The organism is Pseudoalteromonas sp. S2755 (assembly GCF_005886535.1).
Classification (GTDB): Bacteria; Pseudomonadota; Gammaproteobacteria; order Enterobacterales; family Alteromonadaceae; genus Pseudoalteromonas.
Map to the genome: position 1 here is coordinate 28,847 of NZ_PNDS01000034.1, position 15,573 is coordinate 44,419.

Sequence of the window (15,573 nt, forward strand, 5' to 3'; positions counted from 1 at the left end):
ATGAGAGCCCCCGCTATTTGGCGCACGTTACTAATAGGCATACTATGCTATCAACCTGCTATGGCATCGCAGGTTGATACTTTGCAACAGCTATTAGAACGGGTTGAACGAGTGAAAGCAAAACTTGCGATACAGCAAAGTGAGCGGGTGATCTCTCGGGTTGATGTTGGTACGGAACTGTTTTTATCCGCCTATAAAGGAAATTTATATTTAGGTGAAGTGATCGCGGTGGCGTCGGAACAAGGCGTCAATGTGGAACTCTTGAGCTTGTTTTCGGCTTTGGGGTTTGTGGTATCAGAAGATGTATCAGGAACTTTTGATGGCTGGTTCTTCACTCCTGAAAACACCTTTAGTCTTAATGCCAAAGCGCATTTAGTTGAGAGCAAAGGGCAGCGAACGCAATTGAGCAATAAGGAAGTTCAGGTTATCAATGGTGAGGTATTTATCGCCGATTATATCGTTGCGACCTTATTCGATGTGAGCCTGTTTACAGATATACAGGATTTATCTCTTACGGTTAAAAGTAGGCAAATTCTGCCAATAGAAGCACAGCAACAGCGATTAGGAAGAGAGGTTGTCAGTTTTGACCGCAATGCCAGCGCAACATTACCGTGGCGACCAAGTCCTTATCAAAGCATCGGTAAACCAGTGCTGGATGCTCAGATAAATACGCAGCTGACTGAAGACATTAGTCAGATGTCTTATTCCCTTATTGGTTCGCAAGACATCGCCTATTGGCAAGCTCAGTATTTTATTGCTGGTAGAGAGGGTGATGTGATTAATCGCTCACGATTATCCCTCAACCGTGCTTCTAAAAAGGCCGATGTTTTACCGTTTGGGAATTTTACCAAGGTATCGCTCGGTGATGTCCAGAATGTTCAAGTTGGAGTTGATGCGCTAAATGAAGAAGGGCGAGGAGTGAACTTCAGTAACGCGCCGTTAGATAGGCGTACGAACCGTCAGCGTATTGTCATCTCAGGTCCAGTTCAGGTAGGGTGGGACGTAGAGCTTTATCGAAATGGATTGCTAATAGGGCAAGAAAATAATGTTCAATCTGGGCGCTATGAGTTTGAAAATATTGATTTACTATTTGGTGAAAATACCTTTGAACTGGTGATGTATGGAGGGCAAGGTCAAGTATCAAAAGAAGTGCAGACCTATTATGTTGAACAGAGCACCACAAACGAAGGCGAAGGCTTTTTTGCCGTATCAATTACTGAGACGGGCAAAAGTATACTGGGCGACAAGACTGCAGCATCAGGGAAGTCAAGCTGGCAAGTAAATGGTCGATTTGACTACGGTCTTACTAAAAATTTTGCGGTGTATGCAGGTTTGCAGCATCGTCAAGGTGTGAAAAATAGCGCCTCAGAACAGTACTTTTCTACAGGGTTTAACACCAATATTAATAAACGACTATTACTGGATGTTGACTATAGTAAGAGCGAAACGAACCAACATCTCTCTGCAAATACTCGAACCCGTCTATTTGGCCAGCAGGTAGGCGCTAAAGTTGAGCTAAAGGAAGATTTAGAACGGGATGAAAATGCGACCGAGATAAAATTAACGGCGGCGGGAGATTGGTCTCTTTTTGATGCCGCTAAGATTTACTATCGTGCTGAATACTTTCAGCTTAATAGAGATAATATAGATACCACCGAGCAAGCGTCGCTACTGTTTAGTACGGGTAATTATTGGGGCACTTTCAGTAACCAATTTGTGTGGCAAGAGCAGACAAATCAAGCTAGTAATGTGAGCAGCTACTTGCGCTGGCAGCGAAGGATTTTTGGGATATATAGTCGTTTTACTACTTGGTATGACATAAAACCTTCTAATGAAGTTACAGCCGCAGAGCTAGAGTTGAGCCAAGAGCTAAGTCCTGAGCTTGATCTTGGCATTACCTTATACAAAGACTTTGCTGCGGAATACTATAAAACCGAACTTGGATTGAGCTGGAACCATGATAAATTTCGGTTGTTAACAGACTTGCAATACGATAACGATGATAACTGGCAACTAGGCCTTTCTGGACAAGTAAGTATTGGAGCAGGCGAAACCGTAGATCAGGTTTTTTTAACTGGCAAACGCTTGTCGCAGTTTGGCTCTTTGATGGTTCGTGCTTTTGTCGACCAAAATAATAACGGCTATCTTGACGACGGGGAGTTACCGCTGAAGGGGGTAACTATAAAAGCGTTACAAAACTTTGCACAAGGTAAAACTGACGACGACGGTGTCGCTCTATTACCCGCAATGGTTAATTACAAACGAACAGATATTATTGTTGACAAAGAAACGATCCCCGAACCCTTTTTAATTCCCGCTAACGATGGCTTTTCATTCACTCCAAGACCCGGTCATATTGAATATGTTGAAATACCATTTGTAAACTCGTCGGAAGTTGAAGGTATTGTTGAAATCAACGAGGGGACAGAGCGCCGACCTGCAGGGTTCACCACCGTGAGTTTACTTGATGAAATGGGTAACGAAGTCGCGCGCACTCAGACAGCATATGACGGCTACTATGTATTTACTAGTTTGAAGCCTGGGACTTACCGTACAGCGATAAGTGATGCGAAAAGGCTCGCGGTAGCCAGTACTCAACAGATAGAAGTGGAGTTAAGTGCAGAGGGAGACTTGCTGCTTGATGTAAATCACGAATTACAACGACAGCGCGCAACCACGCAAGAGTTTGCTGTAGTTGGACGCTTCAAGACATTAACGATATTAAAAGTGTATGCGGCGATTTTGGCTAAGCGTTATCCCGCGTTATTAAGCGGTGGTTTTGGGTATGCGCAAAAAGAAGGCGACGCCACTTATTTACTTATATTAAAAGATGACGCCATACAAAAAGCGGCAAATATTTGCCAAAATCTACTTCCCTTCAAAGTTTCTTGCACAGTGGAAGTCTTAACTATTTATGAAAGAGAAAACAATGCAATCAATTAAGTGGCACCTCATTATGCTCAGTTTCGTTGCGTTAAGTGGTTGCCAAGCAACTGCGAGCAAGAGTCAACTTGACTCATTACAAATGAAGAAGCAGATATCTTTATTGGAACAGCAGGTAAGCACCTTACGACAAGAAGTAGAGCAGCTCAGAGCGCTAAAACAGCAGATTGCTAGGTTTGAAGAAGTGCAGGAAGATTTAGATGTTATTGCGATGCAGCTATCAAATTCGCTTGCAAAGCAAAAGGATGCTGAGCTTTTAGCAGAGCAACCCGAGCAAGTGATAGAGCAAAAAACAAAGCTCACCGAGAAACAAAAACAGTCTGTAGAGATAGCTGAATTTGCAATTCAATTGGCCTCTACAACGGAATATACCAAGCTTAGGCAAACCTACGAGCAACTCAAGGATAAGTTACCGCAAGACTTTGCAACAAGCGAAGTGAATATCGAGCAAATAGATATCCAAAATACGAAATATTATCGGCTCAAATTAGGTGCATTTGCAGATAAGGCCTCTGCATACAAAGGTTGCCAGCAACTTAAGCGTGCAGGTTTAAGCTGTTTGGTTAGCCATTACACCAGTCATCGACTTTAAAACTTGGTGCGTATTTTGCATTTTATCCAATAAGTTTATCGTGGGCTTGGTGAAATGAAATATCTAGCACTCATAGTGATTATGTTGTTGGCGGGGTGTACAAACAGCCAACAGGTTGGCAAAAGAGAAGCGACCCAGCAAGAAGAAATCTTACCTGACTTAGATAGGTTTGGCGCTCAGTTAGCCGCGGAGCTCGGACAGTATGTACGGCCGTTCAAGCCGAATTCAACGCTTGCTGTAACGAGTTTTTTTAAGGCTAATCAGCTGGATGATACCGTTGCTGGGCAAGGTTCAGGCTTGAGTGTGGCCTTGCAAGAGTCCCTCATGACCCATTTAAGTCAAATGGGGGCAGATGTCGTGGAATATCGACTCAGAAACGCTTTATCTTTACAAAGTTCTGCCGATAGTATGTTAAGTCGAGAATTGAATGTGCTAAATCAGCGCCAGAAAATTGACCTTGTGGTGGTTGGGACAATCGTAGAAAGTCGAGATACCTATTTGGTCAATGCGCGGCTGGTTGATACGTTACATAATCGAGCCGTTTCAGCCGCATCAATCAGCATTCCTAAAGCTGTGATGTGGGGTACGGAGCGTGTCACAAATCGTGACGGTCAGATTATACGAAGCCAATATTAGTGGAGATGAAAGTAATGAAAAAAGTATTAAGTTTGGTTTTGCCGCTTTCATTGATGGTTGGCTGTGCACAGAGTAACTTTTTTGCGGTGGATAATGCTCAGGCTGAGCCCGTGCGTAATGGCTTTGAAAAATCTTCGATGTACCAAAGTAACCCAAACGGTATGAAACAATTTTCTGTTTCTCAGCAAATGGCCGGTAAAAATGTCACTCACTATGTCCAGTCTATTATGCAAGACATGGTTGCAAACTTGAAACACGTGAATGAGAAAACCCCGGTAGCAGTGACAAGCTTTGTATTTTTAGATAAAGCATTTGATAAAGGCTCTTTGCTGGGTAATCAGTTGGCTGAAAGCTTTATCCATGAGCTTCATGCATTTGGGATCCCTGTTGTGGACTTTAAAACAACAGACTATATCCGAGTCACACCTGAAGGCGATTTTATTTTTAGCCGTGATTTTTTAGAGCTATCTGACGACCATCCTTTTTTGTATGTGCTAGGTGGTACCTTGGTGAATCATCAGGGTGGAGTTATGGTTAATGCCAGAGTGGTTGGGCTTAGAAGTAAAAGTGTCGTGGGTTCTGCTCAAGGCTTTTTACCGCAAAACGTCGTTAACGCCCTACAAGATGGTGCGGCATACGATGGCATTCGTATAGAGCGTGCGAACTAATTCGGAGGCGATGATGAAAAATGTAGTGCTATTCGCGACGACACTTGCATTAGTCGGTGGCTGTGAAATGACAAAACAGACTGCGCCTGAATCTACAGAAACGCAGCAATCCGATATGGAAATATTATATGCCATGATGGAAGAGCAGGAGCGTAATGAAAATTCACAAGCGGCGATATCGCAAGATATTGGCTTCATTAGCTACCGTCATCGCAAAGAAATTGCTAACTACGCCAATCAAATTGCGTTGCAACTGTCAGATACTGTGTTAGGGCAAAAGCCTGAGTCGATAGCGGTAGCCAGTTTTGTCAACTTTAATGAATCATTAAGGGATACAAACCAGCTAGGAAACCAATTGGCTGAGTCTTTAATGCATCAAATGCAAAAGCTGGGTTATCAAGCGTTAGACTTTAAAGCGCTTGGAAAAATAGAAGTGACACCCAGTGGTGATTTGACTTTTTCGCGTAACGCAAGCCGCTTGAGAAACACGCAATCGCCCAGTCATTTGCTCACAGGCACTATGGTTTACCGCCCACGAGGCGTGGAGGTAAATGCAAGGTTGTTAGAGTTTAACACCAACCTAGTGATCGCAAGCACGGTGGTGACCATCCCGTATTTTATCCTTGATGATCAGGCAACCGCGTCAAGGTAGTACTTAAAATAGCGTTTTTTAAAGACATACCGTTTAGGTTTTAAACGAAGAACTATCCTACTTTTTATCCACACCTCAAGCGAAGTAACTGATAGCGCAGTAGTGGGTCTTAACTGCTGCGTATTCACCTACTGAACCACCTCATTTATTAGCGCGAATAAATTGACTATAAATCTTTAAAAGTTCATTAAGATCAGTATACTAAAGCGAAGTCACTGAGATGCAGTACAACAGAGAATCGACAACTCCTGACTTTCATGGGTATTAAGTTCCGCAAATCCCGCTAGTGAAGCTCAAAAAAGGCGATTGTTATCTGTCTTTAGAGATTGTCCCCATAGTTTAATGGATAAAACAAGGCCCTCCTAAGGCTTAGATGTAGGTTCGATTCCTACTGGGGACGCCATTGGTCGCTTCTACGTGGAATTACCAAAGTAAGAGGGCGGCGAAAGCATGGTGTTGAGTGTGTAAAGTTGTCGAAAACCTTGCTTTCTACCACGGGAAAGCTCTGCACTTATAGTGCAAATTCATTCTCATTTTCTATTTGAATTTCAACCAAATCATTAATTTGCACATTGTGAAGTGGGCGATTGCTGATATTTACCGCGATGGCGTTTTGCGCATTCACCTGGATCACTTGTAGCTTATTGATGGTTTTTATTTGATGCATAAATATTTTACCATCGACATTAGTCAGCGGATTACTATGTGCTACGTTAAGGATCTGGCCATTCTCTAAGCCATGCATGCGGCCCAAATTAATAACGACTTGTTCATCATCGATATGTAGGATCTTGCCATTGGTTGGTAAGCAAGCGACCGCTGCGTTTAAATCAGTTGTGATTTGTGTCAGCGTGGTCTGGATCTCATCAGCATAATCTGTCTGCCAAAAGTGCTCACTGTACACATCAATTAGTTTGGTTTTCTTAAACGGCCACACGCCTTGAGTGGCATATTGCTTTTGCCACACCCTTTCATGAGAGAGTGCATCAAACAGCGCAAAGTCTACCTTGAAGCTTCTTAAGTATTTATCGCTTTGCCAAAATGCGAGGTCACTATTCAGTTTATCGACACTAGCAACATCAGTAATTTGACTCAGTAGTACAAATTGGCTGTTGGTATTTGCTGTAATGGTCTCGATCAACTGTTCATTATAATCAAAACGCTGACTGAAAAAGCGGCTAACATCTATGGTCTGTGCAAAGTAGGGAACGGGTTCTAAGCTCGACTTTTGTTCAGTCATTGTTTGATATAGGCGCTCGCTCACGGCTTTATTTATGTCAAAAATTTGACCTAAAGTCGCGTGATGTTTATTTTTTAACTGGCTTTGTGTGACCGCAACCTGTTTATTGTAAGCACTGGTTGGGCACTGAGCACTCTGTGGGGTAATATCGATATGCAATGTTACTTGCCATGAGTCCCCTACTTTTGCTTCAGCAATCACGTTGGCGCTCTGGATCTCGGCATTTGAGCGGATCTTAAGTTGATCTTGGGTGAGCACACCATCTGTGACGGTTTGTACACTACTTACCGAAGCGCCAGAAAACAGCAATGCTTGTGTAATGGCGTCGTTTACGGCCTTTCTTTTTGCTTTTTGATGGTCACCATTTTTAACGTCAGCCATGCCAGTAACTTCAAACCATTCAGCATAAGCAGGACTAGTTAAGGTGATACACAACAATGATAGACTGGTCGCGAATTGCTTTTTCATGTTTAAATGCCCAGATCAAAAACTACCCTTTAACTCAGCAATACCTGTGCCAAATTTTGGCAAGGTTCGTGCATAATCATATTTTATGAAAGTTAATTTTATTTATTGCCAATACACGATGAAACTACAACAGCCCTTGCGAGACTAAGATGCTGGGGAAGTGTTAAATTTTGATTGGTAGTTATTGTAGCGGAGTGTGGTGAAATGCGTATCACTAATTCTATCAGTGCAGTTGTTATGGTTTGCTCGCTAGCGGGACTCAGTGGCTGTTCAAGCCTCGTTGACAAGCACATTGAATATGAAACGGTGCAACCGGAAACGTTTCCTGTTTTACGAGCTGTGGGGTACGCGCCTTTGAGTGCTCAGCCCGGTAAAACTGCGGGTGAGAAGCAGCTGATGGCTATTAAAGTCTCAAAATTAGAAGCCTATCGTGAATTGGCTGAGCAATTGTATGGCCAGAATTTGACATCCACTATTACGGTAAAAGGTGCTATTGCCCAAAACGACGGCCTTAAGAGCCAAGTAAATGGACTCGTTCGTGGTGCTAAGGTGCTGAAAAGTTACGCGGTTGGTGATACCTACGCAACGGAATTAGAGCTTGATATGAAGCGCGTTTATGATTTATATATTACTCAAGTTAAGCCGCAGAAAATTAAGAAGATATCTTATAGCTTCAAGTAAGCACTCATCGTATGCTGCTGATTTGATAGGCTCTGCTTCGGCTGTTTTTCAATACTTAAATATGACTGGTGTGGTTACGCCTTTAGGTTACGTACTAACTCACTGTCGCTACTTTTCACGCTACCATCTTGACCATATGTAACAGAAGTAGGTGCGCCAATTAAGATCCCTTTTAATTCTCGTGTGCTTACATTGGCCTGATGAGCCGTTTTAGCATTGATTTCATTTTTGGTTTGGCACTCACTGAGTAGTGCTCGCACTTTAGTAACAAGCGGGGCTACTTCGCTGTGTTCAAAAACGTGAGACTCAGTTTTTGACAATTCATTGTCGAGTTTTTGCAATTTTGAAATGAGAGTTAGCTTTTCACGAGCGATTTCTTTTAAATTGTCGCCGCGCCGAGACGCGAGCTCGTCAAGCTCACGCGCCAGAAGCTGGGTCATCGCTTCTAGCGTCGAGATTTGTTCTGAAAGTTTGTGGTGGCAAAGCCGAACCAAATCATCCATATATTTCGAACTCAAATGCAGCTATATTTTTGGCTAGCTTTTCCGCGTCAACTTGATACTTGCCTTCCGCAATTGCTTTTTTCAATTCTTCGACTTTTTTGTCATCAAAGCCTGATGATTGCTGCGCTTTTTCGTTGACTGTTTTCAGCTGCTGTGCTTGTGGAGTCAGACTGACTGAATCCGCAGCTGCTTTCGGTGTAGCTGATGATTTAACTGATGCGCTGTTGGCATCATTTCTTTGCAATTCAGCTTTCTGTTGCTTAACATTATTAGCAACGGATGTAGACTGATTCTGACCGTTAACTTGATTAACCATAATTGTAGACCCAATAAAATTATACTCTCAGCCTTGTTATCGGCGTTTAGTAGTATTACTTTAGCAAATTTTTTATAAATTCACCTCTACTGTTTCCACTTCTATTACTCTAGCACGTAAGGTTTTGCCAGAGCGAGCGTTTTTAACGTTAATAAGTTCACCACGGTTGCCATCTTGCTGCGCTTCTCCTTGAGTTTTGATCACGAGTCCGCCTGATTTAGCTATAATCGTCACAGTATCGCCTTTGCAGACCATGCAAATATGAGCCTGAGTAAAGGCTTGACCTTCTCTGATATTACGTTTGCTGCGACTGCCTATTAGTATCGACTTATCTTCTATATAGGAAACTCTGCGAAAACGTTTTGGCTGATACTCTATTTTTACATCTTCATCCTGAATAACACGGCCTTTTTCCAGCATGGTTGCGCTAACTAATATGGGGAATAGGTGATCAATACGCACGTGGACGTATTGAGTCCAGCTGAGGGTGTCGTTGCATCTAATTTGTACTGTCACCTGAGTATCAAAAGGCGGCGTCATCGCTGTACTATATTGCAGTGGTGATTGACAGTCCCTTGCTGGAATTCTTGAATCAAGTGGTATAGCAGTCAGTGACAACTGACTGTCGGGATCTTGCTCTACATTCGGTTCAACAAATTCTATTGCGTTTTGTTCTAAAGTTTTGTTGTCATATTGCTGACAATAACCATAGTCAACGCCTATAAAATAAGCGAACAAACAAAAAAACTGAATGTAATGGGTTTTTTTTAACAAACTCATGATGTTTCGACTATGCTTATGGGGTGAAACAAGGTATAAAGATTCTGCTTTAATAACTGCACCTAATCAAGGGTGGTAAACCATATCAGAGTCGAAGCAAAGATCGTTCCGATTAGCGGTTTATACAGTAGGAGATTGAAATGGCAGGTATTTTAGACTCGGTTAACCAACGTACACAGCTGGTTGGACAAAACCGTCTCGAGCTATTACTTTTTCGACTTCAAGGTCGACAGCGCTTCGGCATTAATGTTTTCAAAGTCCGAGAAGTGCTTCAATGTCCAGCATTGACAAGCATGCCCAAGTCAAACCCGCTTATCCGAGGGGTTGCTCATATTCGAGGCCAAACTATATCCGTAATTGATATGTCACTTGCGGTAGGTGGACCTCCTATTCAAGATATTCGTAACTGTTTTATTGTGATTGCAGAATACAACCGTTCAGTTCAAGGTTTTTTAGTCAGTGCAGTGGAACGTATTGTGAATATGAACTGGGAAAAAATAATGCCGCCACCATCTGGGGCGGGCCGTTATTCCTATTTGACAGCGGTCACTGAGATTGAAAACGAGCTAGTTGAGATATTAGATGTAGAAAAGATCCTCAATGAAATTTGTCCGATCAACACTGAGGTCAGTGCTGACATTGTCTCTGATGGTGAAATGCAAAAAGATTTAGGCGAACGTATTGTCTTTATCGCTGATGACTCCGCGGTTGCTCGTAATCAGGTCAAGCGTGCATTGGAGCCATTAGGTGTTCAGACTGAACTTGCGAAGAATGGTAAAGAAGCACTTATCAGGCTTCGTGAAATAGCCGAAATGGACTGTCAAAATAATGTCACTGAGCGAGTAGGACTGTTGATTTCTGATGTTGAAATGCCAGAAATGGATGGTTATACGTTAACGGCTGAAATAAAAGCTGATCCAAAATTAGCGCCATTGCATGTGATACTCCATACTTCACTGAGTGGTGTATTTAATCAGGCTATGATTGAGAAAGTTGGCGCTGATGATTTTATTGCTAAGTTTAACCCAGATGAATTAGCTTCAGCGGTTAAAAAATGGGTTCATTGTGATTAAAGCTGGTGGTAGCACTTGGAAAATAAGCATTTAGAGCAAAAAGAGTACGACCAATTTAGAACCTTTTTGGAGCAACAGTGCGGTATTGTGCTGGGTGACAATAAATTGTACTTGGTCAAAAGTCGACTAGCTCCTCTGATGGCTCGCTTTGGTGTGGAAACACTTTCGTCCTTAGTAGCTAAAACACTCAGTCCCCATGAGCGGCAATTACGTGCCGCTGTGGTGGACGCGATGACAACGAATGAAACACTTTGGTTTAGGGATACTTATCCGTTTGAGCTAATTAAATCGAAAATCTTACCAGAGTTTAAAGACTTGAGACGTCCAGTTAAGATTTGGTCGGCGGCAAGTTCATCAGGACAAGAGCCATATTCAATCGCGATGTCTGCGAGTGAGTATGTGAGTAAAAGCCCTGGTGCGCTGAAAATGGGTGTGCAGATCGTCGGTACCGACATTTCTAACACTATGCTGGATATGTGTAAGAATGCGGAATATGACGCGCTAGCGTTGGCGCGAGGATTGTCGCCTGAGCGTAGAAAGAAGTTCTTTATGGATAGTGGCAATGGAATGGCTAAGGTCGTTGAACCGATCCGTAAAATGGTCAGCTTTAGACATTTAAACCTGCTAGATTCTTATGCATTGATGGGTAAATTTGATGTTATTTTCTGTCGTAACGTCCTGATCTACTTTTCACCTGAAGTGAAAGCCAAAATCATTTCGCAATTTGCTCAGTCGTTAAATCCTAATGGTTATTTGTTTTTAGGTGCGTCAGAATCGATGGCGGGTTTAAGTGACGACTTTAATATGATCCGTTGTAATCCTGGGATTATCTATCAGAAAAAGACTTAATACTTACATATAGCGGCAGGGACGTTCGCTATAGTTAGGTATTGAATATTTGTACGCAGTCGCAGTTCCAATGACTACTTTCGTCAACCTTGGATTTTCTAAGTTCAACCGCTGACTCTTCAGACGCTTCCTCTTATTTATTTCACTCCTCAATACTGGCTCAAGTTTAATTATTCCAAAAATATAATTTAACACATTGAAATTTAATGAATAAATTGAATTTCAAAACTGGCCTAAAGATTGCTTTATCATACTTGAGTCAATTTTTTGGAGTCAGATAATGGCAATTAGTTTCGATAAAGCGTTGGGTATACATCAGCATACGATGCTGCTGCGCTCACAGCGCGCTGAAATTCTAGCAAGCAATATCGCAAACGCAGACACTCCAGGATACAAAGCTAAAGATATTGATTTTGCCAGTGCCTTAAAAGCGGCAAAAACAATGCAAAGAAGCGGCAACGATATGGTTAGAACAGATGCAAAACACCTTAGTGGTGGTACCAAAATGAGTAACTCGTCTGAACTATATCGTTCGCCAAATCAAGCAGATACAGGTGATGGTAACTCGGTTGATATACAAGTGGAACGAAATTTGTATGTACAGAATGCATTAGAGTACCAAGCCAGTTTGCAATTTCTTGGTGGTAAGTTCAGTGGTCTTAAGAAGGCACTCGGCGGGCAAGGGGCATAATTATGAGTTTATATAACGTTTTCGATATTGCGGGTTCAGGAATGAGTGCACAGAACGTGCGACTAAATACCACCGCAAGTAATATCTCAAACGCAAACTCAGTGAGTTCTAGTCAAGATGATGTTTATCGCGCTAGACACCCTGTATTTGCCGCTGAACTTTCCAAAGCTGCAGCTTCCCAGAACAATGTTGCGGGATCTTCAGTTGGAGTAAAAGTCTTAGGTGTGGTTGAGAGCGACAAGCCGCTTCAAGTTGAATACAACCCGAACCACCCAAGTGCAGACGCAAATGGCTACATTTATAAACCGAATGTGAATGTGGTAGAGGAGATGGCAAACATGATTTCTGCTTCTCGCTCTTACCAAACCAATGTTCAAGTTGCAGATGCTGCAAAGCAAATGCTTAGTAAAACATTGCAACTAGGCCAGCGCTAAATTGGGAGTAACAGCTGATGAGTAATAATGTAAATGCCACCTCTTCAACGGGTGTAGATTCACTCTACTGGGATAGGCAAAAACAGGCCGAGGAGAAAAAGCCCAGAGATGAGCTATCGCAAGAAGATTTCTTCTCGCTGCTTACTCAACAGCTCTCTTTCCAAGATCCAAGTAAGCCTGCGGACAACGATCAAATGATCGCGCAGATGACAAGTTTTACCATGGCCGAGGGGATCTCAAAGTTAAATGAGAACTTTGACTCGTTAGCTGCATCGATGACTTCTAACTCGGCACTTCAAGCATCAACGCTGATTGGTAAAAAAGCATTACTCGAATCAACGACGTTAGAACATGGTGACGATGCACTTACAAAAGGTTCTGTGATTGTACAAGAGCCAGTTCAGAATCTATCAGTCGGTATCTATGATGAATCTGGAGCGATTGTTAAGACGCTTGAGTTTGGTGAGCAAAGTGTAGGCGCTGTGCGTTTTGAGTGGGATGGTAAGAATAAAGATGGCGAGATGATGCCCCCTGGTGAATATACCATAAAAGCGGAAGGTATGATTGAAGGTGAATATCAAACTTTACCGTCAGCCACATTTAGAAATATTGACAGTGTTAATGTTAATGGTGCTAACGGCATCGTCATTAATACTAAAGAAGGCGCGGTGCGCTTAACTGATATTGCTGAAATAGCATAGTAGTTTTAAAGAATTAACCTTAAGAACTTAGAGGTGAGAGTATGAGTTTCAATATAGCACTGACAGGTATTGCCGCCGCGCAAAAAGACTTGGACGTAACAGCAAACAACATTGCTAACGTAAACACGACCGGTTTTAAAGAGTCTCGCGCAGAATTTGCTGACGTTTACGCGTCTTCGGTTTTTAGCTCAGGCAAAACGAAAAATGGTGATGGTGTACAAACTACCATGGTTGCACAGCAGTTCCACCAAGGGTCACTAAAGTTTACGCAAAACTCGCTAGACTTGGCGATTGAGGGTGAAGGCTATTTTGCCATGTCAAACTCTCTGCAATCACAGGATTTTACGTATTCTCGAGCTGGTGCATTTAAATTAAATAAAGACAACTTTATCGTGAATGCAAAAGGTGACTACTTGCAAGGCTTCCCTGTTGATCCATCAACCGGTGATACAACGTCTTTGAGTTTGAGCACAACATCGCCAATTCAAATTCCAGATGCATCTGGTTCACCTCGAGCAACGTCGCAAATCTATACTTCATTTAATCTAGATGCAACGGCGCAGCCTCCTACGATTGCGTTCGATCCTACGCAAAGTGCATCGTATAACTCAAGAACGGCAATTACGGTATATGACTCGTTGGGTGAGTCGCACACGTTACAACTGTTCTTTAGAAAAACAGCGGATAACCAATGGTCAACTTATGCAACAATGGACGATAAGCCATTTAACCACAATGCGCAGCAAATTGACCCAACCGCTACGCCACCTGTGCCATACACTCCAGTAAGCGTATTTCGTTTTGACGCAAGTGGTATTCCTTCACAAACAGCGGATGATCCATCAGCTTCACCACTGACATTTAGTAACAATACGGGTACAACGTTTAACCCGCTTAGCCTTGCAGGTCCTCAAGATGCGGTCGATCCAACTATTGGTATGTCAAACTTGTTAGAAAACGGCGCAACCTTCCCGAATGATATTGTTGTTAACTGGCGTGATGAAGCAAACACGGCTCAGAAGTTACCGACACAATATTCATCAGGTCGATTTGAAGTGAAAGCGCTGGAACAAGACGGTGCAACCGTAGGTCGACTAGCTGGTATTGATATTGGTACTGATGGTAAAGTTGTGGCTTCATATACTAACGGCGACTCGACTTTCCTAGGGCAAGTCGCGCTCGTACGCTTCCCGAATTCTCAAGGCCTTCAGGCGATTGGTAATACTGAGTGGAAGAAGAGCCTATCTTCTGGTGAGCCACTTGCAGGTGAGCCAAACACAGGTACGCTTGGTGGTATTAGTTCATCTGCGTTAGAGCAATCGAATGTCAACCTCACAAACGAGTTAGTTGACCTTATCAGTGCTCAACGTAATTTCCAAGCGAACTCTCGAGCGCTTGAGGTTAACTCAACATTACAACAAAATATATTACAGATCCGATAATATATTATGCCCTCCAAAGGCTGCTACAAAGGCAGCCTTTTTTATGCCCGTCAAAAACATCTCATCACTTTGGCACTGTGTTTGCATTAACTAGATTAAGTTTGAATTTTATAGGTCATCGTCATGGATAAAATGGTGTATATCGCAATGTCAGGCGCTAAGCAGAGCTTACGCGGTGTGGCACTCAAAGCGAATAACCTTGCTAATGCCAACACGACTGGCTTCAAAGCAGATTTTGCTCAAGCGCGTTCAATGCAGGCATTCGGAGAAGGATTACCCTCTCGGGTTTTTGCTATGCAAGAACGTCCTGGTACGAATATGACCGGTGGTGCAATCGTTGAAACTGGCCGTGAGCTTGATATTGCAGTAGATGATAAGTCGTGGATCAGCGTCGTTGATGCGTCGGGTGAAGAAGCTTACACCAAAGTCGGCACGCTTAACATTCGTAATGACGGTGCGTTAGTCACAGCTCATGGGCGTCAACTTATTGGCGAAGGTGGACCTATTGTCTTGCCTATCCCCGTTGATAAAGTGGTGTTTAGTGACGATGGCTCTATTCAAGTGCGTCCACAGGGCGCCCCTGCCAACTTTCTTGAAGTGGTTGATAGGCTGAAAATTATTGAAGCAGATAATAGTAAACTACAGAAAGGCAATGACGGCCTGTATAGACCAAGAGAAGATAAGTTAGAAGACGGGATCTGTGGCTTTTGCGAAATATCTCCGACTGCAAAAGTGATGAGTGGCTTCTTAGAGATGTCCAACGTCAACCCCGTTCATGAGATGGTGGATATGATCAACCATCAAAGACAATTTGAAATGCAAATTAAGCTGATGAAAACAGCTGAAGAAATAGATGAGCGACACACTTCGCTCCTACGCATAGTTTAAGAGTGAGGTAGAGATT

At 42.8% G+C, this 15,573-nt stretch carries 17 protein-coding genes and 1 tRNA gene; 14 read left to right on the top strand and 4 right to left on the bottom strand.

All coding sequences use genetic code 11. The annotated features are described in order from the left end of the window. The 6 genes from CWC03_RS06885 to CWC03_RS06910 all read left to right on the top strand — a co-directional run bounded on the left by CWC03_RS06885 (position 1) and on the right by CWC03_RS06910 (position 5,894). Positions 1-2,943, top strand: coding sequence for a hypothetical protein (locus tag CWC03_RS06885; protein WP_249313963.1), 2,943 nt, complete (start codon positions 1-3; stop codon positions 2,941-2,943). Beyond that, a complete protein-coding gene (locus CWC03_RS06890; protein ID WP_138581142.1) occupies positions 2,930-3,535 on the top strand; it encodes an SPOR domain-containing protein in 606 nt (201 codons plus the stop codon). Before CWC03_RS06885 ends, CWC03_RS06890 begins: the two co-directional genes overlap by 14 nt. A gap of 54 nt (positions 3,536-3,589) precedes the next feature. Continuing rightward, positions 3,590-4,171 carry a FlgO family outer membrane protein gene (locus tag CWC03_RS06895; RefSeq protein ID WP_138581143.1) on the top strand — a complete coding sequence of 194 codons (582 nt, stop codon included), beginning with the start codon at positions 3,590-3,592 and terminating at the stop codon, positions 4,169-4,171. A gap of 14 nt (positions 4,172-4,185) precedes the next feature. After that, entirely contained in the window at positions 4,186-4,839 is a 654-nt protein-coding gene (locus tag CWC03_RS06900; RefSeq protein ID WP_138581144.1) for a FlgO family outer membrane protein, read from the top strand. A 10-nt stretch (positions 4,840-4,849) separates the two neighbouring features. Further along, on the top strand, positions 4,850-5,491 hold the full coding sequence (locus tag CWC03_RS06905) for a FlgO family outer membrane protein (RefSeq protein ID WP_249313964.1): 642 nt from the start codon (positions 4,850-4,852) through the stop codon (positions 5,489-5,491). Between the two features lie 328 nt (positions 5,492-5,819). Continuing rightward, positions 5,820-5,894 (top strand) — tRNA-Arg (locus tag CWC03_RS06910). A 108-nt stretch (positions 5,895-6,002) separates the two neighbouring features. Here CWC03_RS06910 and CWC03_RS06915 read toward each other — a convergent pair. Next, complete coding sequence (locus CWC03_RS06915; protein ID WP_138581145.1) at positions 6,003-7,199, bottom strand: flagellar assembly protein T N-terminal domain-containing protein; 1,197 nt, start codon at positions 7,197-7,199, stop codon at positions 6,003-6,005. Between the two features lie 204 nt (positions 7,200-7,403). On the opposite strand from CWC03_RS06915, the gene CWC03_RS06920 reads away from it, so the two are divergent. Beyond that, on the top strand, positions 7,404-7,880 hold the full coding sequence (locus CWC03_RS06920) for an LPP20 family lipoprotein (protein ID WP_039492591.1): 477 nt from the start codon (positions 7,404-7,406) through the stop codon (positions 7,878-7,880). A gap of 74 nt (positions 7,881-7,954) precedes the next feature. Here the strand turns inward: CWC03_RS06920 and flgN are convergent, their stop codons facing one another. The 3 genes from flgN to flgA all read right to left on the bottom strand — a co-directional run bounded on the left by flgN (position 7,955) and on the right by flgA (position 9,479). Continuing rightward, on the bottom strand, positions 7,955-8,383 hold the full coding sequence (gene flgN, locus CWC03_RS06925) for a flagellar protein FlgN (protein ID WP_138581146.1): 429 nt from the start codon (positions 8,381-8,383) through the stop codon (positions 7,955-7,957). Beyond that, positions 8,376-8,699 carry a flagellar biosynthesis anti-sigma factor FlgM gene (gene flgM, locus CWC03_RS06930; protein WP_138581147.1) on the bottom strand — a complete coding sequence of 108 codons (324 nt, stop codon included), beginning with the start codon at positions 8,697-8,699 and terminating at the stop codon, positions 8,376-8,378. Before flgM ends, flgN begins: the two co-directional genes overlap by 8 nt. Positions 8,700-8,771: 72 nt before the next feature. Beyond that, positions 8,772-9,479, bottom strand: coding sequence for a flagellar basal body P-ring formation chaperone FlgA (gene flgA, locus CWC03_RS06935; protein WP_138581148.1), 708 nt, complete (start codon positions 9,477-9,479; stop codon positions 8,772-8,774). A gap of 140 nt (positions 9,480-9,619) precedes the next feature. Between flgA and CWC03_RS06940 the strand changes: the two genes are divergently transcribed. The 7 genes from CWC03_RS06940 to CWC03_RS06970 all read left to right on the top strand — a co-directional run bounded on the left by CWC03_RS06940 (position 9,620) and on the right by CWC03_RS06970 (position 15,557). Further along, on the top strand, positions 9,620-10,552 hold the full coding sequence (locus CWC03_RS06940; protein WP_010606301.1) for a chemotaxis protein CheV: 933 nt from the start codon (positions 9,620-9,622) through the stop codon (positions 10,550-10,552). A 15-nt stretch (positions 10,553-10,567) separates the two neighbouring features. Then, positions 10,568-11,401, top strand: coding sequence for a CheR family methyltransferase (locus CWC03_RS06945; protein WP_010369291.1), 834 nt, complete (start codon positions 10,568-10,570; stop codon positions 11,399-11,401). 280 nt (positions 11,402-11,681) lie between these two features. Beyond that, positions 11,682-12,092, top strand: coding sequence for a flagellar basal body rod protein FlgB (gene flgB / locus CWC03_RS06950; protein ID WP_010369289.1), 411 nt, complete (start codon positions 11,682-11,684; stop codon positions 12,090-12,092). A gap of 2 nt (positions 12,093-12,094) precedes the next feature. Then, complete coding sequence (gene flgC / locus CWC03_RS06955) at positions 12,095-12,526, top strand: flagellar basal body rod protein FlgC (RefSeq protein WP_138581149.1); 432 nt, start codon at positions 12,095-12,097, stop codon at positions 12,524-12,526. Positions 12,527-12,543: 17 nt separating this feature from the next. Continuing rightward, positions 12,544-13,227, top strand: coding sequence for a flagellar hook assembly protein FlgD (locus CWC03_RS06960; protein WP_010606303.1), 684 nt, complete (start codon positions 12,544-12,546; stop codon positions 13,225-13,227). A gap of 41 nt (positions 13,228-13,268) precedes the next feature. Beyond that, the gene (flgE, locus tag CWC03_RS06965; RefSeq protein WP_138581150.1) at positions 13,269-14,669 is read left to right on the top strand and encodes a flagellar hook protein FlgE; all 1,401 of its coding nucleotides are present in this window, start codon (positions 13,269-13,271) and stop codon (positions 14,667-14,669) included. A gap of 123 nt (positions 14,670-14,792) precedes the next feature. Next, on the top strand, positions 14,793-15,557 hold the full coding sequence (locus CWC03_RS06970; RefSeq protein ID WP_138581151.1) for a flagellar basal body rod protein FlgF: 765 nt from the start codon (positions 14,793-14,795) through the stop codon (positions 15,555-15,557). Positions 15,558-15,573: the final 16 nt, after the last annotated feature.

Bases quoted from the DNA above. Each gene is read 5' to 3' on its own strand.
- CWC03_RS06885 (WP_249313963.1), top strand. From the start codon at position 1: ATGAGAGCCCCCGCTATTTGGCGCACGTTACTAATAGGCATACTATGC.
- CWC03_RS06890 (WP_138581142.1), top strand. From the start codon at position 2,930: ATGCAATCAATTAAGTGGCACCTCATTATGCTCAGTTTCGTTGCGTTA.
- CWC03_RS06895 (WP_138581143.1), top strand. From the start codon at position 3,590: ATGAAATATCTAGCACTCATAGTGATTATGTTGTTGGCGGGGTGTACA.
- CWC03_RS06900 (WP_138581144.1), top strand. From the start codon at position 4,186: ATGAAAAAAGTATTAAGTTTGGTTTTGCCGCTTTCATTGATGGTTGGC.
- CWC03_RS06905 (WP_249313964.1), top strand. From the start codon at position 4,850: ATGATGAAAAATGTAGTGCTATTCGCGACGACACTTGCATTAGTCGGT.
- CWC03_RS06915 (WP_138581145.1), bottom strand. From the start codon at position 7,199: ATGAAAAAGCAATTCGCGACCAGTCTATCATTGTTGTGTATCACCTTA.
- CWC03_RS06920 (WP_039492591.1), top strand. From the start codon at position 7,404: ATGCGTATCACTAATTCTATCAGTGCAGTTGTTATGGTTTGCTCGCTA.
- flgN (WP_138581146.1), bottom strand. From the start codon at position 8,383: ATGGATGATTTGGTTCGGCTTTGCCACCACAAACTTTCAGAACAAATC.
- flgM (WP_138581147.1), bottom strand. From the start codon at position 8,699: ATGGTTAATCAAGTTAACGGTCAGAATCAGTCTACATCCGTTGCTAAT.
- flgA (WP_138581148.1), bottom strand. From the start codon at position 9,479: ATGAGTTTGTTAAAAAAAACCCATTACATTCAGTTTTTTTGTTTGTTC.
- CWC03_RS06940 (WP_010606301.1), top strand. From the start codon at position 9,620: ATGGCAGGTATTTTAGACTCGGTTAACCAACGTACACAGCTGGTTGGA.
- flgB (WP_010369289.1), top strand. From the start codon at position 11,682: ATGGCAATTAGTTTCGATAAAGCGTTGGGTATACATCAGCATACGATG.
- flgC (WP_138581149.1), top strand. From the start codon at position 12,095: ATGAGTTTATATAACGTTTTCGATATTGCGGGTTCAGGAATGAGTGCA.
- CWC03_RS06960 (WP_010606303.1), top strand. From the start codon at position 12,544: ATGAGTAATAATGTAAATGCCACCTCTTCAACGGGTGTAGATTCACTC.
- flgE (WP_138581150.1), top strand. From the start codon at position 13,269: ATGAGTTTCAATATAGCACTGACAGGTATTGCCGCCGCGCAAAAAGAC.
- CWC03_RS06970 (WP_138581151.1), top strand. From the start codon at position 14,793: ATGGATAAAATGGTGTATATCGCAATGTCAGGCGCTAAGCAGAGCTTA.